This is a genomic window from Microbispora sp. H10949, from assembly GCF_014161435.1.
GTDB classification, from domain to species: Bacteria; Actinomycetota; Actinomycetes; order Streptosporangiales; family Streptosporangiaceae; genus Microbispora; species Microbispora triticiradicis.
Genome location: NZ_JABBWZ010000014.1, coordinates 136,168 through 157,419, shown reverse-complemented (window position 1 = coordinate 157,419; position 21,252 = coordinate 136,168). Strand labels below are relative to the sequence as shown.

Sequence of the window (21,252 nt, the reverse complement as noted above, 5' to 3'; positions counted from 1 at the left end):
GTCAGCGCTGGCGCTTGAAGATCTTCGAGCCCAGCCAGACCAGCGGGTCGTACTTCCGGTCGACCACGCGCTCCTTCATCGGGATCAGCGCGTTGTCAGTGATCTTGATGTGCTCGGGGCAGACCTCGGTGCAGCACTTGGTGATGTTGCAGTAGGAGAGGCCGTGGTCCTCCTGCGCCGACTCCTTGCGGTCCAGCACGTCGTACGGATGCATGTCGAGTTCGGCGATCCGCATGAGGTAGCGCGGGCCGGAGAAGTTCGGCTTGTTCTCCTCGTGGTCCCGGATCACGTGACAGACGTTCTGGCACATGTAGCACTCGATGCACTTGCGGAACTCCTGCGACCGCTCGACGTCGACCTGCTGCATGCGGTACTCGCCCGGCTTCACGTCCGCCGGTGGCGTGAACGACGGGACCTCGCGGGCCTTCTGGTAGTTGAACGACACGTCCGTCACCAGGTCCTTGATGACCGGGAACGTCCGCAGCGGCGTGACCGTGATGGTCTCGTCCTCCTCGAAGGTGGACATCCGGGTCATGCAGCCCAGGCGCGGCTTGCCGTTGATCTCCATGGAGCACGAGCCGCACTTGCCGGCCTTGCAGTTCCAGCGGACCGCGAGGTCGGGCGTCTGGGTGGCCTGGAGCCGGTGGATGACGTCGAGGACGACCTCGCCCTCGTTCACCTCGACGGTGAAGTCCTCAAGCCTGCCCTCGCCGCCCTCACCGCGCCAGACGCGGAACTTCGCCTTGTATCCCATCACGACTCCTTGACGGCGGCGTCGTACTCCGCCAGCTCTTCTTCGGTGAGGTACTTCTCCAGCTCGCCACGCTCGAACAGGCTGATCAGGTCGGAGCGCATCGACGGCTGGACCCTCTCCTCGACGCTCACGCCAGACTCGTCCGGCGTCACCGCCACGCGCAGCAGCTTCCTGCGCCACTCCGGCGACATGCCGGGGTAGTCGTCCCGGGTGTGCCCGCCACGGCTCTCCTCACGAAGCAGCGCGGCCTTCGCCACGGCCTCGCTCACCAGCAGCATGTTGCGCAGGTCGATCGCGAGGTGCCAGCCGGGGTTGTAGATCCGGCTGCCCGAGGAGGCGGTGTGCCTGGCCCGCTCCTTGAGCTTCTCGACGACCTGGAGGGCCTCGCTGATCTCCTCCGCCTTACGGATGATGCCGACCAGGTCGTTCATCGTGCGCTGGAGCTCGTGGTGGACCTCGTACGGGTTCTCCCCGCCGGTGCGCTCCAGCGGAGCCAGCGCCTCCGCCCTGGCCTCCTCGACCAGCCCGGCGGCCGCCGCCGGCCGCCTCGCCAGGCCGTCGACGTACGCCGCGGCGCCCGCACCGGCCCGGCGGCCGAACACCAGCAGGTCCGAGAGGGAGTTGCCGCCGAGGCGGTTGGAGCCGTGCATGCCGCCGGAGACCTCACCGGCCGCGAACAGGCCGGGCACCGAGGCCGCGCCGGTGTCGGCGTCCACCTCCACGCCGCCCATGACGTAGTGGCAGGTCGGGCCGACCTGCATGGGCTCCTTGGTGATGTCGACGTCCGCCAGCTCCTTGAACTGGTGGTGCATCGACGGCAGCCGCCGGATGATCTCGGCGGCGGGCAGCCGGGTGGACACGTCCAGGAACACGCCGCCCTGCGGTGAGCCGCGCCCCGCCTTGACCTCCGAGTTGATCGCCCGGGCCACCTCGTCACGGGGCAGCAGCTCGGGCGGGCGGCGGTTGCCCGCCTGGTCGTCGTACCAGCGGTCCGCCTCCTCCTCGGTCGTGGCGTACTTGTCCTTGAACACGTCCGGGATGTAGTCGAACATGAACCGGCGGCCCTCGGAGTTGCGCAGGACGCCCCCGTCGCCGCGAACCGACTCCGTCACCAGGATGCCGCGCACCGACGGAGGCCAGACCATGCCCGTCGGATGGAACTGGATGAACTCCATGTTGATGAGGTTCGCGCCGGCGAGCATGGCCAGCGCGTGCCCGTCGCCCGTGTACTCCCAGGAGTTCGACGTGACGACGAACGACTTGCCGATGCCTCCGGTGGCCAGCACCACGGCGGGAGCGTCGAAGACGATGAAGTCGCCGGTCTCCCGCCAGTAGCCGAAGGCCCCCGCGATGGCGTCGCCGTCCTTCAGCAGCCGGGTGATCGTGCACTCGGCGAAGACCTTGATGTACGCCTCGGGGTCGCCGTGCAGCTTCTCGTCCTCCTGCTGCAGGGCGACGACGCGCTGCTGCAGGGTGCGGATCATCTCCAGGCCCGTACGGTCGCCGACGTGGGCGAGGCGCGGGTACTCGTGACCGCCGAAGTTGCGCTGGCTGATCTTGCCGTCCTTGGTGCGGTCGAACAGCGCGCCCCAGGCCTCCAGCTCCCAGACCCGGTCCGGAGCCTCCTTGGCGTGCAGTTCGGCCATGCGCCAGTTGTTGAGGAACTTGCCTCCGCGCATGGTGTCGCGGAAGTGCACCATCCAGTTGTCGTTCGGGTTGACGTTGCCCATCGCGGCGGCGGCGCCGCCTTCGGCCATGACCGTGTGGGCCTTGCCGAAGAGCGACTTGCAGACGATGGCCGTCCGCTTGCCCTGCTGCCGCGCCTCGATCGCCGCGCGGAGTCCCGCTCCGCCGGCTCCGATGACGACGACGTCGTATTCGTGACGCTCCACCTTGAGATCCTTACAACGACGTGCTGCTTAAGCGAACGGGAAGTTGATGACGCCCTTGGCGACGAGGCGGACGTACAGGTCCGCGACCACGATCGAGACCATGGACGCCCAGGCGAACTGCTGGTGCCGCGCGTTGAGCTTCGAGACCAGCGTCCACGCCTTGTAGCGCAGCGGGTGCCTGGAGAAGTGGTTCAGGCGCCCGGCGGTGATGTGGCGGCAGGAGTGGCAGCCGAACGTGTAGCAGAGGACCAGGACCGCGTTCACCACGAGGATGACCGTGCCGAGACCGACGTGTCCCCAGTTGCCGTCCGCGTCGCGGAAGGACAGCACCGCGTCGTACGTCAGGATCAGACCGATGAGCGCGGCGACGTAGAAGAAGTAGCGGTGGACGTTCTGCAGGATCAGCGGCAGGCGCGACTCGCCGGTGTACTTGCTGTGCGGCTCGGCCACCGAGCAGGCCGGCGGCGACATCCACCACGAGCGGTAGTACGACTTGCGGTAGTAGTAGCAGGTGAACCGGAACCCGCCCGGGAACGCGAGGATCAGCAGTCCCGGCGGCAGGGTGTACCAGTCGCCGAACGGGGCGAATCCGAACAGCCGGGCCCCTTCCGGGCAGGTCGCCGCGGCGAGGCAGGGCGACGAGAAGGGGGCGATGTACGACCCGGCGAGCATGCTCAAGTCGAACATCGCCCAGAAGCCGTAAATCAGGAACAAGAAGAGCCCGGCGAACGTGAGCACCGGAGCAAGCCACCATCGGTCGGTGCGCAGAGTGCGCACCCTGATCTGCGCGCGTTGTTTCCGTACCGCGCTCTCGGCCGTTGTCTGGGTCATCGGAGACCTTCCACCCTCACTGACTCCGCGCACGCCGGAGCGGTCGCGCGTGCTCAGGCCGTGCTGCTCGGGCCGTGCTGACCCTGCTGCTCAGGCCGTGCGCGTTATTGGTGGGGCACACATTACGACGAGCACATCACGAACTGTGAGGAGGGTCACTCCTACCCGCTGTGATCTCGGTCACTTCCCCGGGAGTTTGACCACGGTGACGAAGAATTCGTCGATCTGCCGCACCACTCGGGTGAACTGCTCGAAGTCGACGGGCTTCGTGATGTACGCGTTGGCGTGCAGGTTGTATCCCCGAAGGATATCCTGCTCAGCCTCCGAAGTGGTCAGGATCACCACCGGGATGCTCCGCAGCGAGGGGTCGGCCTTGACCTCCTGCAGCACCTCGAAGCCGTTCAACCGGGGAAGGTTCAGGTCGAGCAGCACGAGGTCGGGCCGCGGCGCCGCGCCGTGCGGACCCTCGCCGCGCAGGAAGGCCAGCGCCTGCTCCCCGTCCTGGACCACGTGGAGGTTGTTGCCGACCTTGTTGTGCGAGAACGCCTCCTGGCAGAGCAACACGTCGCCGGGGTCGTCCTCCACCAGGAGGACCTCGATCGGGCGGAACTCACTCATCGGGGTCTCCCAGGGCCGGCAGCGTCCAGCGGAACGTGGCCCCGGCATCCCCGCCGGTGTCGAGCCAGATCCGGCCGCCATGATATTCGACAATCTTGCGGCAGAGCGCCAGCCCGATTCCCGTACCGGGATAGACGTCCCTTGAATGCAGCCGCTGGAAGATCAGGAAGATCCGGTCGGCGTACTTCGGTTCGACGCCGATCCCGTTGTCCGCGCAGCTGAACTCCCACACGTCGCCGTCCCGCCGTACGCCGATGTGGACGCGGGGCGGCTCCTCGGAGCGGAACTTGAGCGCGTTGCCGACAAGGTTCTGGAAGAGCTGCGTGAGCAGGGTCCGGTTGCCGAGGACCCTCGGCAGGTCGTCGTGCGTGACCGTCGCCCCGGTGTCGGTGAGCCGGGCGTCGAGGTTGCGCAGCGCGGCGGCCAGCGCGTCGCCGCTGTCCATCTCCTCCCGCTCGCCGCCCACCCGGCCGACCCGGGAGAAGTCGAGCAGGTCGTTGATGAGCAGCTGCATGCGCCGGGCGCCGTCCACCGCGAAGCCGATGTACTGCCGGGCCCGGTCGTCGAGCCGGTCGGCGTAGCGCTGCTCCAGCATCTGGGTGAAGCTCGCCACCTTGCGCAGCGGCTCCTGCAGGTCGTGGCTCGCCACGTACGCGAACTGCTCCAGCTCCCGGTTGGAGCGCCGGAGCTCCTCGGCCTGGTCCGCGAGCTGCTGGCGCGCCTCGACGGACGACTGCCACTCGGCCATGATCCGGCGGCGCATGCCGTCGATGTGGCCGGACAGCTCCCACAGCTCGGCCGGCCGGGTGACGCCGAGCTCGTGGTCGAAGTCGCCCGCCGCGACCTCCCGGACCTGCCGGGTCAGCCGCGCGATCGGGCCGACGACGGCGCGGCGCACGATCAGCGCGCAGACGACGAGCGCCAGCACCATCGCGCCGCCCAGCGCCGCGATCGCCGCGTAGATGGTCGTCCAGGCGGAGTAGAGCCGGTCCCGCGCGACGTCGTGGAGCCGGCCCAGAGCCGACTGCTGCCGGTCGAGCGCGGCCTTGACGGCCGCGAAGCGCTGGAGGTTGCTCCTGGCCAGGTCGGTGAGGGGGCCGGGACCCCGGTCGAGCGTCCTGGTGACGACCGGCTCGGCGTAGTCGCGCCGCCAGGCGTCCGTGGCTTCGGTGAGGGCGGTGATCTGGCCGCGGACGCCGTAGCCGTGGGGCAGCCGGGGGACGAGCCTCGCGATCTCGTCCTTCGCCGCCCGCTCGTCGGAGACGCCCTTGCGGTAGGCGTCGAGGTACTGCTGTTCCCCGGTGAGCCCGAACCCGCGGATCGCCCCCTCCTGCGCCTGTACGGCGGTGGCGACCCGCAGCGTGTGGAGGGCGGCCGGGTCGACCGCGTCGACGAGGGTCTGCCGGGCCTCCTGCGCCTGCACGAGCGCGAGCAGGGTCGCGCCGAGGGCGATGAGGAAGACGGCCAGCACGCCCGCGCCCGTGAGCAGGAACCAGCGGCTGACCGTCAGGCGGGAGTCCAGCGCGGGCGGGCTGAGCGGCGGAGGAGCGAGCGGGGGCGGGCCGGCGAGGGCCGGCGGCGCGCCCGTCTCAGGCGCGGTGGTCTCAGGGGTGGTCGTCTCAGGGGTGGTCGTCTCAGGCACTGGCGTCTCAGGCATGGTCGTCATGCCCTGCCCTCCCCGGCGCCCGTGATGCCGGTGACCCCGGTGATGCCGGTCAAGGCCGTTCTGCCGCGGGAGACGAGGACGGCCGCGACGTCGTCGTGCATGGCGCCGTCGAGGCTGGCGATGATGCGGTCGAGGTCGATCCCCTCCTGGGCGCGGATCAGGTTCGCCAGCCCTTCGGTGCCGAGCAGGTCCCGGTTCTCGCCGACCGTGGCCTCGATCAGCCCGTCGGTGTAGAGCAGCAGCGACCACCGCTCGCCCAGCGTGACGTCGATGGGCGTCCACTCGATGTCCGGGAAGATCCCGAGCGGCGGGCCGGACGGCGTCTCGGTGACCACCCCGAGCACGCCGTCACGCAGCAGCAGTGGCGGCGGATGGCCGATGACGTGCAAACGGGCGGTGGTCAGGTCCGGGCTGATGGCCGCGCTGCACATCGTGGTGAAGATCTCCGGAGACTTCCGCTCGTGCCGCAGCAGCGTGTCCAGCGTCCGCAGCACGTCGTTGCCGGTCTGCCCGGCGAGGACCAGCGTGCGCCAGGCGATGCGCAGCGCCGTGCCGAGCGCGGCCTCGTCGGGCCCGTGCCCGCACACGTCGCCGATCAGCACGTGCACCGCGCCGTCGGGCGTCTGCACCGTGTCCCAGAAGTCGCCCGCCAGCAGCCCGCCCGTACGGCCCGGAAGGTAGCGGGCCTGGTGCTGCAGCAGCGTGGGGTCGAGCAGCGGGACGGGCAGCAGGCCGCGTTCGAGCCGGGAGTTCTCCTTGCTGACGATGCGTTCCTGGAGCAGTTCGCGCATGGCGAGATCGGCGCGCTTGCGCTCGATCGCGTACTGGATCGCGCGGATCAGCAGGCGGGCGTCGACGTCCTGCTTGACCAGGAAGTCCTGGGCTCCGGCGGCGACCGCCTCGATGCCGGCGTGCGTGTCGCCGAGGCCGGTGAGCACCAGCACGGCCGTGTCGGGGGCCATGGCGATGACCTGCTCCAGCGCCTCCAGCCCGGTGGCGTCCGGCAGGGACAGGTCGACGACCACGCACTGCACGTCGTCGGTCAGCCGCTCGCGCCCCTCGGACAGCGTCCGCGCCCAGGTGATCTTCGGTGGCCTGTCGGCGTCCGCCAGCAGCTCCTCGACGAGGAACGCGTCGCCGGCGTCGTCCTCGATCAGCAGGAGCGTCAGCGGATCGGGCAGGTCAGGTGGGACGGGGGTCACGAACGCCTCTCGGTCAGCGTCGGCAGCATCGTGGGGACAAACTTAGCGTCAGGGGAGGGCGGGGTGCGGCTCCCCTGGCTACTCACATGGCTACTCACATCGCGACGAGTGCCTCGATTCCGGGGGCGAGGGTCCCGGCGTGCGCGGCCTCGCTCAGGAACGACAGCAGCGTCGAGCGGAAGGCCTGCGCCGCCCGCGTCGGCTCCACGTCCTTGCGGTGGGCGAGAGCGACCGTACGGCGGAGCCCCGGCACCAGTGGTGTGCCGACCAGCCCCGGCCGGTTCTCCAGCACCATCGAGGGCACCACGGCGATGCCGAGCCCCGCCTCGACGAAGCGCAGCACCGCGTCCATCTCCCCGCCCTCCACCGCGAAGCGGGGTTCGAAACCCGCCTGACGGCAGGCGGCGAGCGTCGCCTCCCGCACGTCGTAGCCCCGGCGGAACATCACCAGGGGCCGCCCGCGCAGGTCCTCGATCCGCATGAACGGCTTGCGCCCCCGGTCGCCCCCGGAGACCACGACGAGGTTCTCGCTCAGGATCTCCTGGGTGACCAGGGCCGGATCGCTGCTCTGCAGCGGCAGGATGATCAGCGCCAGGTCGAGCTGGCCGCGGGCGAGGTCCCGCACCAGGTCGCGCGACCCGCCCTCCTCGACCCGCAACTCCACACCAGGGTAGTCGCGGTGGAAGCGGGCCAGCGCGTCGGCCAGCAACCCGGCGCACAGGGAGGGGGTCGCGCCGAGGCGGACCCGCCCCCGCCGCAGCCCCGCGAGCTCGGCGACCTCCCGCCGGGCCGTGTCGGCGTCGGCCAGGATGCGGCGGGCGAGCGGCAGCAGCGCCTCACCCGCCGGAGTGAGCGTGACGTTCCCCCGCGCCCGGCTGAACAGCGGGGCTCCCAGCTCCGTCTCAAGGCTCTTGATCTGTTTGCTCAGCGACGGCTGGGCGACCCGCATCCGCTCGGCGGCCTGGGTGAAGTGCCGCGTCTCTGCCACGGCCGTGAAGTAGGCCAGTTGCTGGAGCTGCACAGCTCGATAGCCTACGGCTATGGTTCCCGGCGGCCCGATGCGGCCCCCGGACTGTGAGTTTGGTCGCACCCGCCCGGCGCGTCCCGGCCCCGCACGCGTACGGCGCAGAGGGCATAGCCCCCGGCTATCGAAACCAGAACCGCGATGACTTGGACGCCTGGAAAGACCGAACCTAGCGTTTCCATACGTGACTGCCACCATTGACCACTCTGTCGACCATGTTCCGGGGCACGGCCCTGCTGATCACGGCTCTGTTGATCACGGCTCGGTGGGGCGTGGCTCGGCGACCGCGCCGGTTCCCCGGCGGGACGTGTCCCGCGCGCCGGCCCGTCCCGGCCCGCGTACGCCCGCCCGGCGCGGCCTGTTCGGCACCTCCGCCGGCAGGAAGGCCGTCATGGCCGTCACGGGCGCCGTGCTCGTGCTCTTCCTGCTCGGCCACATGCTCGGCAACCTCAAGATCTTCCTGGGCGCCGGCTCCTTCAACCACTACGCCGACTGGCTGCGTACCGTGGGCTCGCCCGCGCTGCCCGACCGGACCCTGCTGACGATCACCGAGATCGTGCTCGTGCTCGCCGTCGCGCTGCACATGTGGGCGGCCGTGTCGCTCGCCCGCCGCGCGGCCAAGGCGCGGCCCGTCAAGTACGCGGCCAAGCGCAGGTCGCAGGCCGGCGGGTACGCCACGCGCACCATGCGGTACGGCGGCGTGATCATCGTGCTGTTCGTGATCTGGCACCTGCTCGACATGACCTTCGGCACGGTGAACCCCGGGGGCGGCGACGCCACACCGTACGACCGGATGATCGCCGGCTTCCAGCCCGGCCGCTGGTGGGTGGGGCTGTTCTACCTGGTCGCCATGGTCATGATCGGCCTTCACCTGCGGCACGGCCTGTGGAGCGCGTTCCAGTCGCTCGGCCTCACCCGCCGCCCCCGCGTCCGGAACGCGCTCAGGGCGGGCGCCGCCGTGGTCTCCGCGGTGCTCGTGGTCGGATTCGTCGCGGCGCCCGTCTGCATCATGATCGGAGTGGTCAAGTGAAGTTCCGCCGCCGCCAGCAGCAGGAGCCGGTGGTCCCGTCGCCGTCCCCGTCTCCGTCCGTGTCCCTGCCCGTGTCCCTGCCCGTGTCCCCGCCCCGGCCCGGCACGTACCGGACCGGGGAGCCCATCCGGGACACCAAGGCGCCGTCGGGTCCCGTCGAGGACCGCTGGGACACCCGGCGCTTCCAGGCCAAGCTGGTCAACCCGGCCAACAAGCGCAAGCTGACCGTCATCGTGGTCGGCACCGGCCTCGCCGGCGGCTCGGCCGCCGCGACGCTCGGCGAGCTGGGCTACAAGGTCAAGTCGTTCTGCTACCAGGACTCGCCCCGGCGGGCCCACTCGATCGCCGCGCAGGGCGGCATCAACGCCGCCAAGAACTACCGTGGCGACGGCGATAGCGTCTACCGGCTCTTCTACGACACCGTCAAGGGCGGCGACTTCCGCGCCCGCGAGTCGAACGTCTACCGCCTCGCCCAGGTCAGCGTGAACATCATCGACCAGGCCGTGGCGCAGGGCGTGCCCTTCGCCCGCGAGTACGGCGGCCTGCTCGACACCCGCTCCTTCGGCGGCGCCCAGGTGTCGCGCACCTTCTACGCCCGCGGCCAGACGGGCCAGCAGCTGCTGCTCGGCGCGTACCAGGCGCTGGAGCGTCAGATCGCGGCCGGCACGGTCGAGATGCACACCCGCCACGAGATGCTGGAGGTCGTCGTCAGCGGCGGGCGGGCCAGGGGCGTCGTGGTCCGCGACATGGTCACCGGCGAGATCGAGACCCACCTCGCCGACGCGGTCGTGCTGGCCACCGGCGGCTACGGCAACGTGTTCTTCCTGTCCACCAACGCCAAGGGCTGCAACACCACGGCGATCTGGCGGGCACACAAGAAGGGCGCGTACTTCGGCAACCCCTGCTTCACCCAGATCCACCCGACCTGCATCCCCGTCAGCGGCGACTACCAGTCGAAGCTGACCCTGATGTCGGAGTCGCTGCGCAACGACGGCCGCGTCTGGGTGCCGCTGCGCAAGGGCGACGGCCGGGCCCCCGCCGACATCCCCGAGGACGAGCGCGACTACTACCTGGAGCGCATCTACCCGGCGTTCGGCAACCTGGTGCCGCGTGACATCGCCAGCCGGGCCGCCAAGAACGTCTGCGACGAGGGACGCGGCGTCGGCCCGGGCGGGCTCGGTGTCTACCTCGACTTCGCCGACGCCATCGCGCGGCTCGGCCGCGACGCCGTCGAGAAGAAGTACGGCAACCTCTTTGAGATGTACGAGCGCATCACCGGCGAGAACCCGTACGAGGTCCCGATGCGCATCTACCCGGCCGTCCACTACACGATGGGCGGGCTGTGGGTGGACTACGACCTCCAGTCGACCATCCCCGGCCTGTTCGTGATCGGCGAGGCCAACTTCTCCGACCACGGCGCGAACCGCCTGGGCGCCTCGGCCCTCATGCAGGGCCTGGCGGACGGCTACTTCGTGCTGCCGACGACGATCGGCGACTACCTCGCCGGGGTCGGCGCGTTCGGGCCGGTCGAGGAGGACGACGTCGCCGAGGCCAGGAAGGCCGTCCAGGACAGAATCGACAGGCTCCTCTCCGTCAACGGCACCCGTACGGCCGACTCCTACCACCGCGAGCTCGGCCGGATCATGTGGGACTACTGCGGCATGGAGCGCACCGAGGAGTCGCTGCGCAAGGCGCTGGAGCGCATTCCCGAGCTGCGCGAGGAGTTCTGGAACAACGTCAAGGTGCCGGGCGACGCCGAGGGGCTCAACCAGGCGCTGGAGCGGGCCGGCCGCGTGGCCGACTTCTTCGAGCTGGCCGAGCTGATGTGCGTGGACGCCCTGCACCGCACCGAGTCGTGCGGCGGCCACTTCCGGGCCGAGTCGCAGGACGCCGACGGCGAGGCCCTGCGCGACGACGAGAACTTCGCGTACGTCGCCGCGTGGGAGTGGACCCCCGACGGCCCGGTCCTGCACAAGGAAGAGCTGGACTACGAGTACGTGAAGATGACCCAGCGGAGCTACAAGTGAACCTGACCCTGAAGATCTGGCGCCAGTCCGGCTCCTCCGACAAGGGGCGGATGGTGACCTACCGGGTCGAGGACGTCTCCCCGGACATGTCGTTCCTGGAGATGCTCGACGTGCTGAACGAGCGGCTGATCCTGGAGGGCGACGACCCGGTCGCCTTCGACCACGACTGCCGCGAGGGCATCTGCGGCATGTGCGGCATGGTCATCAACGGGGTGGCGCACGGCGAGCAGCGCGCCACCACCACCTGCCAGCTGCACATGCGGCACTTCGAGGACGGCGCGGTCATCACCATCGAGCCGTGGCGGGCCGCGCCCTTCCCGGTGATCAAGGACCTGGTGGTGGACCGGTCGTCGTTCGACCGGATCATCCAGGCGGGCGGGTTCGTCTCCGTCCCCGCCGGGTCCGCGCCCGACGCCCACGCCGTCCCGGTGCCCAAGGAGGACGCGGACGCCGCCTTCGACGCCGCGACCTGCATCGGCTGCGGCGCCTGCGTCGCGGCCTGCCCCAACGGCTCGGCCTCGCTGTTCACCGCCGCGAAGATCACCCACCTCGGCCTGCTGCCGCAGGGCCAGCCGGAGCGCGACTCCCGGGCCAGGGCGATGGTCGAGCAGATGGACGCGGAGGGCTTCGGCGGCTGCACCAACACCGGCGAGTGCACGGCCGTGTGCCCCAAGGGCATCCCGTTCGACACGATCGCCCGGATGAACGCCGACTACCTCAGGTCGGCTTCCAAGTAGCGCGACATCGCTCTGGGGCCCCGAGTTCCGGTGTCCGGGCACATAACCTCCCCTGCTCCCGGGTAACGTGTGATTTGTGTTGGCGTAACACGTCTGCCGTGAACCCGCAGGCGAGGAGTGTGCATGTTCGTGTCCGGTCCCCGTTCGACCTTGAAGGTCGCGTCCGTCGCGCGAGGCGACGCTCTCGTCGTGTACGCGGAGGGCGACCTGGACGCGACCACCGCCCACCTGCTGCGCGAGGAGCTGCGGCAGGTCTGGGAGTCGTCCAGGATCTCCGTCGTCGTCATCGACGTCGCCGAGATCATGTTCTGCGACTCCCGGGGGCTGAGCGAGCTTATCTCCGCACTTCAGCGGGGTCAGGCCGCGAACGTCAGGCTGATCCTGAGCGGCGTGCAGGGCGTGCTGCGCCGGGTGCTGACGATCACGGGTCTGCGCAACGTCTTCGAGCAGCACCCGACGGTCGAGGAGGCGCTCGGCAGCGCGTCCGACGCGGGCCCGCGGCACCCCCCAGGCCCGGAGATGGGCGGACTGTTCGAGGTCGCGGGCGACCGCTGACGGCTCTCGGGCCGGCGTGATCAGGCATCCCTCGCGAGCGGGAGCCACAGCAGGAAGAACGCCCCGGGGGCGGACGAATCCCTGACCTGCAGGCCGCCGCCGTGTGCTTCCGCGATCTCCCTGGCGATGGTCAGGCCGAGGCCCGGGCCGCCCTGCGCGCGGCTGCGGGCGGCGTCCAGCCGGTAGAACGGATCGAAGACCCGCTCCCACTGGCCATGGGGGATCCCGTCGCCGTCGTCGGTGACCAGCAGCTCACCGGTGTCCTTCCCATGCCGGACCTCCACCCGGACACGGGTCCTGGCGTGCCGCACCGCGTTGTCGAGCAGGTTGGCCAGGGCGCGCCGGACGAGGTCCTCCGCCACCTCGACCACGACCCCCGGCCGGATACTCAGGTGGACGCTGCACCCCCAGGACTGAAGGGAGGTCTCGTCCCGGACGAGGCGGCCCAGATCCAGCCGCATCGTCGACCCGGGTTCGGCGGCGCGCAGCCTGGTGAGCAGCAGCAGGTCGGTGACGATCGACTCCAGCCGGTCGACGTCGCCGAGCGTCTGCTCTAGCAAAGCCGGCAGGCCGGCCTCATCGGGATGCGACCGCGCGTCCTCCAAGCGCGTGCGCAGCGCGGTGAGCGGGGTACGCAGCTCATGTGAGAGGTCGCGGGCGCACCGACGCTGCCGGTCGCGCAGCTCCCTGAGGCGCCGGTTCGTATCGTCGAGGCGGGCGAGGGTGCCGTTGACGCTGCGGCCGAGCCGGGAGACCGGCCCGTACCCGTACGGCTCGGGGACTCGGCCCACGGTTTCGCCACGGTTGACGGCGTCCAGCCTCCTGGCGATCTCGTTCACCCGTCGCAGCGTGCGGTGTGGTCGTTCCGGAGACATGGTCGGTCACTCCTCGAAGGCCAGGTGGCGCCACGTCTCCAGAATCCGCGTTCCACCGCTCACCTGCCAGGACGCACTCAACCTTGGTGTGGAACTCCCCCTCAGACGGGAAAACGCCGCCTACTGTGGAGGTATGGAACGGAACCGGTTCCTCGGAGAGTTCCTTCGGGCGCGCAGGGAGGCCACGCCGGTCGAGCAGGTCGGCCTGGCGCGGGTCGGCCACCGCCGTACCCCGGGGCTCCGCCGGGAGGAGGTGGCCGTCCTGGCGGGCATCAGCACCGATTACTACTCGCGGTTGGAACAGGGGCGCGAACGCAATCCCTCCGACCAGGTCCTCGTCGCCCTCGCCAGGGTCATGTGCCCCGACCCCGAGGCCGTCGAGTATCTGTACGCGCTCGCCCACCCGTTGCCGAAGCGGTGCCGGGTCGTCGAGCAGCGCGAGGAGGCCGCGCCCACCCTCCTCCGGGTGCTGCGCGGATGGACGCGGACACCCGGGTTCATCATCGACCGCTGGATGAACATGCTCGCGACCAACCGTCTCGCCGATGCGCTGTACGCGGGGCTGGAGTGCAACGACAACCTCATCCGGCTGGTCTTCCTCAACCCTGAGGCCGTCCATTTCTACGCCGACTGGGAGAAGACCGCCAATCTCAAGGTGGCGCATATACAGACCGTCGCGGCGATGGATCCGCATGATCCACTCCTGCTCCAGCTCGTTCAGGAGCTCGAGGAGCACAGCGAGGAGTTCCGCCGCCTGCGGAGCCAGCGCGACCTGCGGCCGAGGACGACCGACACCAAACGGTTCCGTCATCGGCTGGCCGGCGAGCTGGCGTTCGAGTACGACTTCTACACCGCCAGGAGCGCCCCCGGCCAGCAACTCGTCCTCATGCAGGTCGAGCCGGGCAGCGCGTCGGAGCACGGACTGGCGTCACTGTGGGCTCTCGCCGATCCCGACGCCAACGTCATCCGGCTCGCCCAGACGCCCGAGCCGGTGCCGCCCGCGGAGGCGGAAGCGGTGACGGCGGCGGTGACGGTGGCGGTGACGGCGGCGGTGTCCGGGTTGAGTGATCGAGGGTGAGGCGTGGTCGCCGTCAACGCCTTGCCTGTCCCTGTCGCCGTGGGATGCTCAGAGGTGTAGCTTCTCTGTAGATCTTTCCGGGCTGAGGACAGGCGATGACGAGACTTGCCGTCACGGTGAGCCATGAGGCGACGCACACTCTCGTCACCCTGACCGGTGAGCTCGACGTGATCTCGGGCGAGCGGCTGCGCCCCGCGCTGGACAAGCTGCTCGACGAGGGCTACACCCGGCTCGTCCTGGACACCGCCCGGCTCGGATTCTGCGACTCCATGGGGCTGCGGCTGCTGCTGGAGACGCACGACCGCGCCGTCGCGGCGGGCGGCTTCATGAGGCTCGCCGGTGTCGAGGGCGTCTTCCGGAGGATCCTCACGGTCACCGGGCTGTACGCCGCGTTCCCCATCTACGGAAGCGTCACGGACGCGGTCGCGGCCGCGACCGACTGACCGGCCGGTCGGCCCCGGTCACCGCTGTCACCGCTGTCACCGCTGCCGCCCCGCGCCGGCCAGGTGACTCTTGACGTCCTCCCGGAGGGCGACCAGGTTCACCCCCGCATCGGCGAGGACCCGTACGCCCAGGCCCTCGCCCTCCCGGATGATGCCGAGGAGGATGTGCCCGTCGCGGATCTCCTTGCTCTTGAGCGCGACGGCCTCGCGCAACGCGAGTTCGAGCACCTTCTTGCTCCGCGGGGTGACGGTCGCCCAGCGGCCGCCGCCGGGGACCCCCCGGCGGCCCCGGGGCGCCTCGTGGTCGAGCGCGCCGGGGCCGAAGGCCTCCTCGACCTTCCGCCGCACGGCCGACAGGTCGATGCCGATCGTCTCCAGGGCCTCGGCGTCGATCTCCCCGCCGGCCGTGTTGCCGCGGATGCGCAGGATCTCCGTGCGCACCCGCTCGTGGTCGACCCCACGGGCCGCGAGGAGCCGGGCGGAGGCCGAGTCCGTGACGCTCAGCAGGCCGAGCAGGAGGTGCTCGGTGCCCGCCTGCCCGTGCCGCAGTCGCCGGGCCTCCTCGACGGCCTGCCGCACGGCCTGCCGGGCGTCTTCGGTGAACCGTTCGAACATCTACTTCTCCCGTCTCAGCAGTCCTCGGCCGCCCGCGTACTTCTTGTGCACCGCCTGCCGGGACACCCCGAGCAGGAGCGCGATGTCCTGCCAGGACCATCCCGCCGCGCGCGCGTTCTCCACCTGTAGCGCCTCGAGCCGTTCCACCAGCAGCCGCAGGGCCCGTACGGCCCGCAGGCCGATGGCCGGATCGCGGCTGCCGGCGTCGCTCGCCAGCTGTGCCGTGTCGCTCATGTCGTCAACATAGGTTGACGGCGCGATCATGTCAACCCTGGTTGACGGCAAAGAAAACGATTTGCCCTCCGACCTGCGATCTTGCGAGGCTGGAACAACCATGCGCTCTCTTCCTGTGACCGATCCCGGCACTCCAGACGCCCGCGGGCCCCTCCGGTACCTGTGGTGGGTGGCGCGCGCCCAGAGCGCCCCGCTGCTGGCCGGAGTGGGCCTCTCGGTGCTGTGGTGGCTGGGCCAGGCGCTGGTGCCGTCCGCGGTCGGCCGGGCCGTCGACGCCGTCACCGCGGCGGACTCGAAAACGCTCCTCACCTGGTCGGCGGTGCTGCTCGGACTCGGTGTGGTCCAGGCGGTCACCGGGGTCATGCGCCACCGCTTCGCCGTCTTCACCTGGCTGTCGGCGGCGTACCGCACCGTGCAGGTCACCGTGCGGCAGGCGGCCAGGCTCGGGGCGACGCTGCCCAAGCGGCTGTCGACCGGCGAGGTCGTCAGCGTGGGCAACTCGGACATCGCGCAGATCGGCAACGCGATGGACATCCTGCTCCGCGGCGCCGGGGCGGTCGTCGCGATCGTCGCGGTGACGGTGATCCTCATCGCCACGTCGGTCCCGCTCGGCCTGGTCGTGCTGATCGGCGTGCCGCTGATGGCGGCCGCCGTGGGTCCCCTGCTGAAGCCGCTGCACCGGCGTCAGCACGAGCAGCGCGACCTGCAGGGCGACCTCGCCACCCGCGCCGCCGACATCGTGGCGGGCCTGCGGGTGCTGCGGGGAGTCGGCGGCGAGCAGGTCTTCGCCGCGCGCTACCGCGAGGAGTCGCAGCGCGTACGGCACGCCGGCGTCCGGGTGGCCTCCGTGGAGTCCCTGCTCGAAGGCGCCCAGATCCTGCTGCCCGGCGTGCTGATCGCGTGCGTGACCTGGCTCGGCGCGCACTTCGCGCTCGACGGCCGCATCACCCCCGGCCAGCTCGTGGCGTTCTACGGCTACGCGGTCTTCCTGATCGCGCCGCTGCGCACGCTGACCGAGGCCGCCGACAAGCTCACCAAGGGGCACGTGGCGGCCCGCCGCGTCTGCCGCATCCTGTCGCTGGAGCCCGAGATCACGGGTGGCGACGCCCGCTTCACCGCCGGCGAGGGCACACTCCGCGACGGCGAGTCGGGCGTCGAGGTCCGGCCCGGACGGCTGACCGCGCTCGCCGCCGCCGCGCCCGAGGACGCGATCGCCGTCGCCGACCGCCTGGGCGCCTTCGCCCCCGGCGACGTCACGCTCGGCGGCGCGCCGCTGGCGGACCTGCCGCTCGCCGAGGTCAGGGAGCACATCGTGGTCGCCGACAACGGCGCGCGGCTGTTCTCCGGACGGCTGCGCGACGAGCTGGACGTGCGCGGCGCGGCCGGCGACGAGGAGATCGGCCAGGCGCTGTACGCGGCCTGCGCCGAGGACATCGTGGCGGCCCTGCCCGACGGGCTCGACGCGTACGTGGCCGAGTCGGGCCGGGAGTTCTCCGGCGGCCAGCAGCAGCGGCTGCGGCTCGCCCGGGCGCTGCTCGCCGACCCCGAGATCCTGATCCTGGTCGAGCCCACCAGCGCGGTCGACGCCCACACCGAGGCCCGCGTCGCCGAGCGGCTGGGCAAGGCGCGGGCCGGCCGGACGACCCTCGTCTGCACGACCAGCCCGCTCGTGCTGGACCGGGCCGACCACGTGCTGTACGTCGAGGGCGGCGTGGTGCGGGCCGAGGGCGGCCACCGCACGCTGCTCGGCACGTCGCCCGGTTACCGCTCGGCCGTCACCCGCGGAGAGGACTGAGAGGTTCAGGAATGGCCCGCGAGATCCTGCCGGTCGCCGACCGGGCGCAGGTGCGCGCCTACGCGCGCCGGCTGACGCTGAAGTATCCGCGTGAGCTGGGCCTGGCGCTGGCCCTGCACGCCCTCGCGGCCGTCGCGGGCCTGGTCGCCCCCCGGATGCTCGGCGGCCTGGTGGAGGGCCTCGCCGAGGGCAGGGCCGGTCTGCGCGTGGACGCGGTCGCCCTGGCCATCGCCGCCTTCGTGGCCGCGCAGGCGGTGCTGATCAGGTTCGCGGTGTACGCCTCCTCCCGGCTGGGCGAGAAGGTCCTGGCCGAACTGCGGGAGGACTTCGTCGGCCAGGTGCTCGCACTGCCGCTGTCGACGGTCGAGCGGGCCGGCGCCGGTGACCTGCTCACCCGCACCTCCCGGGACGTGGACGCGCTGTCGCGCACCGTGCGGCACGCCGTGCCGGAGACGCTGATCGCCGTCGTGACCGGCGCCTTCGTCGTCGGCGCCGTGATCCTCGTCGGGCCGCTCATGGCCGTGCCGTCGCTGATCGCCGTACCGCTGCTGTGGATCTCCACCAGGTGGTACCTCACCCGCGCCAGGGACGGCTACCTGCGCGAGAACGCGGCGTACGCCGACATGACCGAGGGCCTGGCCGAGACGGTCGAGGGCGCGCGCACCATCGAGGCGCTGGGCCTGCGGGACCGCCGCCACGAGCGGACCGACCGGGACATCGCCCGGTCGTTCGCGGCCGAGCGCTACACCCTCGGCCTGCGCATGGTGTGGTTCCCGGCCGTCGAGTTCAGCTATGTCGTCCCGGTCGTGGCGACCCTGCTCGTCGGCGGGCTTTTCCACATCGAGGGCTGGGTGTCGGTGGCCCAGGTGACCACCGCCACGCTGTACGTCCAGCAGCTCATCGACCCGCTCGACCGGCTGCTGTCGTGGACGGACGAGCTGCAGGTCGGCGCGGCCTCGATGGCCCGGCTCCTGGGCGTCGGCGGCGTCCCCGACGACCGCGCGGCCGGAACCGCCCGGCCGGTGGGGGAGGAGCTGAAGGCCGGCGGCGTGCGGTACGCCTACCGCCCCGGCCACGACGTGCTGCACGGCGTCGACCTCGACGTACGCCAGGGGGAGCGGCTGGCCATGGTCGGGCCGTCCGGGGCGGGCAAGTCCACGCTCGGCCGGCTGCTGGCCGGGGTGCACGGGCCGCGGACCGGGTCGGTCACGGTCGGCGGGGTCCCGCTGGTCGAGCTGCCGCTCGACGAGCTGCGCGGGCACGTCGCGCTGGTCACCCAGGAGCACCACGTGTTCCGGGGCACGCTGCGCGACAACCTGCTGATCGCCCGCCCGGACGCCGCCGACCCGGACGTACGCCGCGCCCTCGAGGCCGTGGACGCCTGGGAGTGGGTGGCCGCGCTGCCGCGGAGCCTGGACACGACCGTGGGCTCGGGCGGCGCGGCGATCTCGCCCGCCCAGGCGCAGCAGCTCGCGCTCGCGCGGCTGGTCCTGGCCGACCCGCACACGCTCGTGCTGGACGAGGCCACCTCGCTGATCGACCCGCGCGCCGCCCGCCACCTGGAGCGCTCGCTCGCGGCCGTGCTGGAGGGCCGTACGGTGATCGCCATCGCGCACCGGCTGTACACGGCGCACGACGCCGACCGGGTGGCCGTCGTGGAGGACGGCCGGATCAGCGAGCTGGGCTCCCACGACGAACTGGTGGCGGCGGGCGGCGCCTACGCCGCGCTGTGGGACAGCTGGCACGGCACCGCCCGGTGACTCAGCCGGTCATGTTCAGCCGGTCATGTTCAGGGACTTCTTGAGGAAGTCGAGCTGCAGGAGCAGCAGGTTCTCGGCGACGACCTCCTGCGGGGTCATGTGCGTGACGCCCGACAGCGGGAGCACGGTGTGCGGGCGCCCCGCCGCGAGCAGGGCCGACGACAGCCGCAGCGTGTGCGCGGCGACCACGTTGTCGTCGGCCAGGCCGTGGATCAGCAGCAGCGGGCGCTCCTGCTTCCCGGTCTCACTCCCGGCGCCCTTCTCGGCGTCGCCCAGGAGGGACGACCTCTCGTAGTGGCCCTCGTCCGGGTGGCCGAGGTAGCGCTCGGTGTAGCAGGTGTCGTACAGCCGCCAGTCGGTGACCGGCGCCCCCGCGACGGCGGCGTGGAACACGTCCGGGCGGCGCAGCACCGCGAGCGCGGCGAGGTAGCCGCCGAACGACCAGCCCCGGATCGCCACCCGCGACAGGTCGAGATCGCCCGGGTGCAGGGCCGCCACGCCCTGGAGGGCGTCCACCTGGTCCTGCAGGGAGATCGTGAAGTCGTGCAGCATCTCCCGCTCGAAGGCCGGGCCGCGCCCCGGCGTGCCCCGCCCGTCGGCCACGATCACCGCGAAGCCCTGCTCGGCCCACCACTGGGACTCCAGGAACATCCGGCGGGCGGACAGCACCCGCTGCGCGTGCGGCCCGCCGTACGGGTCCATCAGGACGGGCAGCGGGCCCGAGCCGGGCACGTGCCAGGACGGCAGCAGGACCGCCGCGGCCAGTTCGCGCTCGCCCGCGCGGACCAGCGAGACACGCGGCTCCAGGCCGGGCCGCTCCGCCACCGACCTGATCGAGGATCCCCCTGCAGACGCTGGTCTGACCGACACCGTCACGCCCTCGGTGTCGAGGCTCTGCCGGATGACGAGCGTCGTCCCGCCCGCACGGCGGCCGGAGTGGACGCCCGGCTCGGTGGTCACCGGGCTGAGGGTGCCGTCGTGGTACGTCCACAGGTGGATCTCGGTGGAGTCGCCGCTCGCCTGGAAGAGCACCGTGTCACCGTCCACGTCGAGCACCGCGCGGACCTGCAGCGACGGCGGCGTGACCGGCTCGGAGCCGACCACGAGGCGACGCCCGCCCTCGGCGTCGGCCACCCAGACGAGCGTCCCGCCGGACAGACGCGCCGGCACGCCGGGGACGATCTCCACCCAGGCCGGATCGGTGTCCTCACGCAGGATCGTCGTCTCGCCCGTGTCCGGGTCCGCCGACAGCAGGCGCATGCTCCTCTGGTCCCGCGAGAGCGTCACGAGCGCGAGGCCGTGGGCGTCCCACACGGCCGTCGCCAGGTACTCCTGCTCGAACGGCACCTCCGTACGCGTGCCGTCCAGGCCGATGACCCACAGCGTGACCTCGGCGTTGGCCGTGCCGGCGGCGGGGTAGCGCTGGGGGACGGGCTCGCGGGAGGGGTTGGCCGGGTCGGCGATGTGCCAGAGCGCGACCGGCGCCTCGTCCACCCGGGCCACGAGCAGGCGGTCCCCCGAGGGCGACCACCAGTAGCCGCGCATCCGGTCCATCTCCTCGGCCGCGATGAACTCCGCGAGGCCGTAGGTGACCGTGTCGCTCTCCGGCTCGGCGAGCAGGGTGTCGGTCCCGGTAGCGATCTCCAGCGCGTGCAGGGCGCCGCCCGTCACGTACGCCACCCGCGTGCCGGTGGGGTCGAGGCGGGGGTCGATGACCGGCCCCGCCGCCGGGAGCCGCCGCACCTCGCCCGTGGCGAGTTCGGCGAGGTACAGCTCGCCGGACAGCGCGAAGACGGCGAGCCGCGTCTCCCGGTCGGTGGCGTACGCCACCACGCCGCCGGCCGACTCCCGCGACCGCTCACGGCGGGCGCGCTCCTCCGGCGGCAGGTCCTCGTCGGCCGCGCCGAGCGCGAGCGGGTCGACGACCAGCCGCTCGGCGCCGGTCGCGCCGTCGGACAGCACGTCCAGCTCCCACAGGCACGTCACGGGATCGGTGCCCGACCTCGTCCTGAGGAAGACCACACGACCACCGTCGGGGGAGATCGTGAAGCCGCGCGGCACCCCGAGGGTGAACCGCCGGGTCCTGGCATGCAACCGTGGGAAGCTCTCCGTCATA

General features: G+C 71.4%; 19 protein-coding genes. 8 read left to right on the top strand and 11 right to left on the bottom strand.

What is annotated here, in order from left to right; all coding sequences use genetic code 11:
- Position 1: 1 nt before the first annotated feature.
- The 7 genes from HHX40_RS31455 to HHX40_RS31425 form a co-directional block, all read right to left on the bottom strand.
- Positions 2-754 (bottom strand): succinate dehydrogenase/fumarate reductase iron-sulfur subunit, encoded by a 753-nt coding sequence (locus tag HHX40_RS31455; RefSeq protein WP_182875913.1) that lies wholly within the window; start codon positions 752-754, stop codon positions 2-4.
- Positions 754-2,646, bottom strand: a complete 1,893-nt coding sequence (locus tag HHX40_RS31450) for a fumarate reductase/succinate dehydrogenase flavoprotein subunit (RefSeq protein ID WP_111701327.1) — start codon at positions 2,644-2,646, stop codon at positions 754-756. Before HHX40_RS31450 ends, HHX40_RS31455 begins: the two co-directional genes overlap by 1 nt.
- Before the next feature lie 27 nt (positions 2,647-2,673).
- A complete protein-coding gene (locus tag HHX40_RS31445) occupies positions 2,674-3,477 on the bottom strand; it encodes a hypothetical protein (RefSeq protein ID WP_182883477.1) in 804 nt (267 codons plus the stop codon).
- Positions 3,478-3,657: 180 nt separating this feature from the next.
- Positions 3,658-4,095 carry a response regulator gene (locus HHX40_RS31440; RefSeq protein ID WP_182883476.1) on the bottom strand — a complete coding sequence of 146 codons (438 nt, stop codon included), beginning with the start codon at positions 4,093-4,095 and terminating at the stop codon, positions 3,658-3,660.
- On the bottom strand, positions 4,088-5,761 hold the full coding sequence (locus HHX40_RS31435) for a sensor histidine kinase (protein WP_182883475.1): 1,674 nt from the start codon (positions 5,759-5,761) through the stop codon (positions 4,088-4,090). Before HHX40_RS31435 ends, HHX40_RS31440 begins: the two co-directional genes overlap by 8 nt.
- Positions 5,758-6,963, bottom strand: coding sequence for a PP2C family protein-serine/threonine phosphatase (locus HHX40_RS31430; RefSeq protein WP_182883474.1), 1,206 nt, complete (start codon positions 6,961-6,963; stop codon positions 5,758-5,760). Before HHX40_RS31430 ends, HHX40_RS31435 begins: the two co-directional genes overlap by 4 nt.
- A gap of 94 nt (positions 6,964-7,057) precedes the next feature.
- Positions 7,058-7,984 (bottom strand): LysR family transcriptional regulator, encoded by a 927-nt coding sequence (locus HHX40_RS31425; protein WP_111701332.1) that lies wholly within the window; start codon positions 7,982-7,984, stop codon positions 7,058-7,060.
- Positions 7,985-8,252: 268 nt separating this feature from the next.
- On the opposite strand from HHX40_RS31425, the gene HHX40_RS31420 reads away from it, so the two are divergent.
- From HHX40_RS31420 to HHX40_RS31405, 4 genes are all read left to right on the top strand, one after another.
- Positions 8,253-9,017 carry a succinate dehydrogenase cytochrome b subunit gene (locus HHX40_RS31420; protein WP_310738369.1) on the top strand — a complete coding sequence of 255 codons (765 nt, stop codon included), beginning with the start codon at positions 8,253-8,255 and terminating at the stop codon, positions 9,015-9,017.
- Between the two features lie 83 nt (positions 9,018-9,100).
- The gene (locus HHX40_RS31415) at positions 9,101-11,044 is read left to right on the top strand and encodes a fumarate reductase/succinate dehydrogenase flavoprotein subunit (protein WP_182883508.1); all 1,944 of its coding nucleotides are present in this window, start codon (positions 9,101-9,103) and stop codon (positions 11,042-11,044) included.
- A complete protein-coding gene (locus HHX40_RS31410) occupies positions 11,041-11,781 on the top strand; it encodes a succinate dehydrogenase/fumarate reductase iron-sulfur subunit (RefSeq protein WP_111701333.1) in 741 nt (246 codons plus the stop codon). Before HHX40_RS31415 ends, HHX40_RS31410 begins: the two co-directional genes overlap by 4 nt.
- A 123-nt stretch (positions 11,782-11,904) precedes the next feature.
- Positions 11,905-12,336: an STAS domain-containing protein gene (locus HHX40_RS31405; protein ID WP_182883473.1), complete on the top strand. Its 432-nt coding sequence runs from the start codon at positions 11,905-11,907 to the stop codon at positions 12,334-12,336.
- 20 nt (positions 12,337-12,356) lie between these two features.
- Here HHX40_RS31405 and HHX40_RS31400 read toward each other — a convergent pair whose 3' ends face one another.
- A complete protein-coding gene (locus tag HHX40_RS31400) occupies positions 12,357-13,175 on the bottom strand; it encodes a sensor histidine kinase (RefSeq protein ID WP_182883472.1) in 819 nt (272 codons plus the stop codon).
- A 169-nt stretch (positions 13,176-13,344) separates the two neighbouring features.
- Between HHX40_RS31400 and HHX40_RS31395 the strand changes: the two genes are divergently transcribed.
- Positions 13,345-14,289, top strand: coding sequence for a helix-turn-helix transcriptional regulator (locus HHX40_RS31395; protein ID WP_220499792.1), 945 nt, complete (start codon positions 13,345-13,347; stop codon positions 14,287-14,289).
- Positions 14,290-14,384: 95 nt separating this feature from the next.
- Entirely contained in the window at positions 14,385-14,732 is a 348-nt protein-coding gene (locus tag HHX40_RS31390) for an STAS domain-containing protein (RefSeq protein ID WP_182883471.1), read from the top strand.
- A gap of 36 nt (positions 14,733-14,768) precedes the next feature.
- Here the strand turns inward: HHX40_RS31390 and HHX40_RS31385 are convergent, their stop codons facing one another.
- Both HHX40_RS31385 and HHX40_RS31380 read right to left on the bottom strand, forming a co-directional pair.
- Positions 14,769-15,347, bottom strand: coding sequence for a Clp protease N-terminal domain-containing protein (locus HHX40_RS31385; protein ID WP_182883470.1), 579 nt, complete (start codon positions 15,345-15,347; stop codon positions 14,769-14,771).
- Positions 15,348-15,581 (bottom strand): RNA polymerase subunit sigma-70, encoded by a 234-nt coding sequence (locus tag HHX40_RS31380; protein WP_111701339.1) that lies wholly within the window; start codon positions 15,579-15,581, stop codon positions 15,348-15,350.
- 100 nt (positions 15,582-15,681) lie between these two features.
- Here HHX40_RS31380 and HHX40_RS31375 point away from each other — a divergent pair, with 100 nt between their 5' ends.
- Both HHX40_RS31375 and HHX40_RS31370 read left to right on the top strand, forming a co-directional pair.
- Positions 15,682-17,376: an ABC transporter transmembrane domain-containing protein gene (locus HHX40_RS31375; RefSeq protein WP_182883469.1), complete on the top strand. Its 1,695-nt coding sequence runs from the start codon at positions 15,682-15,684 to the stop codon at positions 17,374-17,376.
- 11 nt (positions 17,377-17,387) lie between these two features.
- The gene (locus tag HHX40_RS31370; RefSeq protein WP_182883468.1) at positions 17,388-19,136 is read left to right on the top strand and encodes an ABC transporter ATP-binding protein; all 1,749 of its coding nucleotides are present in this window, start codon (positions 17,388-17,390) and stop codon (positions 19,134-19,136) included.
- Between the two features lie 15 nt (positions 19,137-19,151).
- On the opposite strand, the gene HHX40_RS31365 is transcribed toward HHX40_RS31370, so the two are convergent.
- On the bottom strand, positions 19,152-21,251 hold the full coding sequence (locus tag HHX40_RS31365) for a DPP IV N-terminal domain-containing protein (protein WP_182883467.1): 2,100 nt from the start codon (positions 21,249-21,251) through the stop codon (positions 19,152-19,154).
- Position 21,252 lies beyond the last annotated feature (1 nt).

What these genes read in the sequence shown, in the direction of transcription:
- HHX40_RS31455 (WP_182875913.1), bottom strand. Translation starts at nt 754, where the DNA reads ATGGGATACAAGGCGAAGTTCCGCGTCTGGCGCGGTGAGGGCGGCGAG.
- HHX40_RS31445 (WP_182883477.1), bottom strand. Translation starts at nt 3,477, where the DNA reads ATGACCCAGACAACGGCCGAGAGCGCGGTACGGAAACAACGCGCGCAG.
- HHX40_RS31440 (WP_182883476.1), bottom strand. Translation starts at nt 4,095, where the DNA reads ATGAGTGAGTTCCGCCCGATCGAGGTCCTCCTGGTGGAGGACGACCCC.
- HHX40_RS31435 (WP_182883475.1), bottom strand. Translation starts at nt 5,761, where the DNA reads ATGACGACCATGCCTGAGACGCCAGTGCCTGAGACGACCACCCCTGAG.
- HHX40_RS31405 (WP_182883473.1), top strand. Translation starts at nt 11,905, where the DNA reads ATGTTCGTGTCCGGTCCCCGTTCGACCTTGAAGGTCGCGTCCGTCGCG.
- HHX40_RS31395 (WP_220499792.1), top strand. Translation starts at nt 13,345, where the DNA reads ATGGAACGGAACCGGTTCCTCGGAGAGTTCCTTCGGGCGCGCAGGGAG.
- HHX40_RS31390 (WP_182883471.1), top strand. Translation starts at nt 14,385, where the DNA reads ATGACGAGACTTGCCGTCACGGTGAGCCATGAGGCGACGCACACTCTC.
- HHX40_RS31385 (WP_182883470.1), bottom strand. Translation starts at nt 15,347, where the DNA reads ATGTTCGAACGGTTCACCGAAGACGCCCGGCAGGCCGTGCGGCAGGCC.
- HHX40_RS31380 (WP_111701339.1), bottom strand. Translation starts at nt 15,581, where the DNA reads ATGAGCGACACGGCACAGCTGGCGAGCGACGCCGGCAGCCGCGATCCG.
- HHX40_RS31375 (WP_182883469.1), top strand. Translation starts at nt 15,682, where the DNA reads ATGCGCTCTCTTCCTGTGACCGATCCCGGCACTCCAGACGCCCGCGGG.
- HHX40_RS31370 (WP_182883468.1), top strand. Translation starts at nt 17,388, where the DNA reads ATGGCCCGCGAGATCCTGCCGGTCGCCGACCGGGCGCAGGTGCGCGCC.
- HHX40_RS31365 (WP_182883467.1), bottom strand. Translation starts at nt 21,251, where the DNA reads ATGACGGAGAGCTTCCCACGGTTGCATGCCAGGACCCGGCGGTTCACC.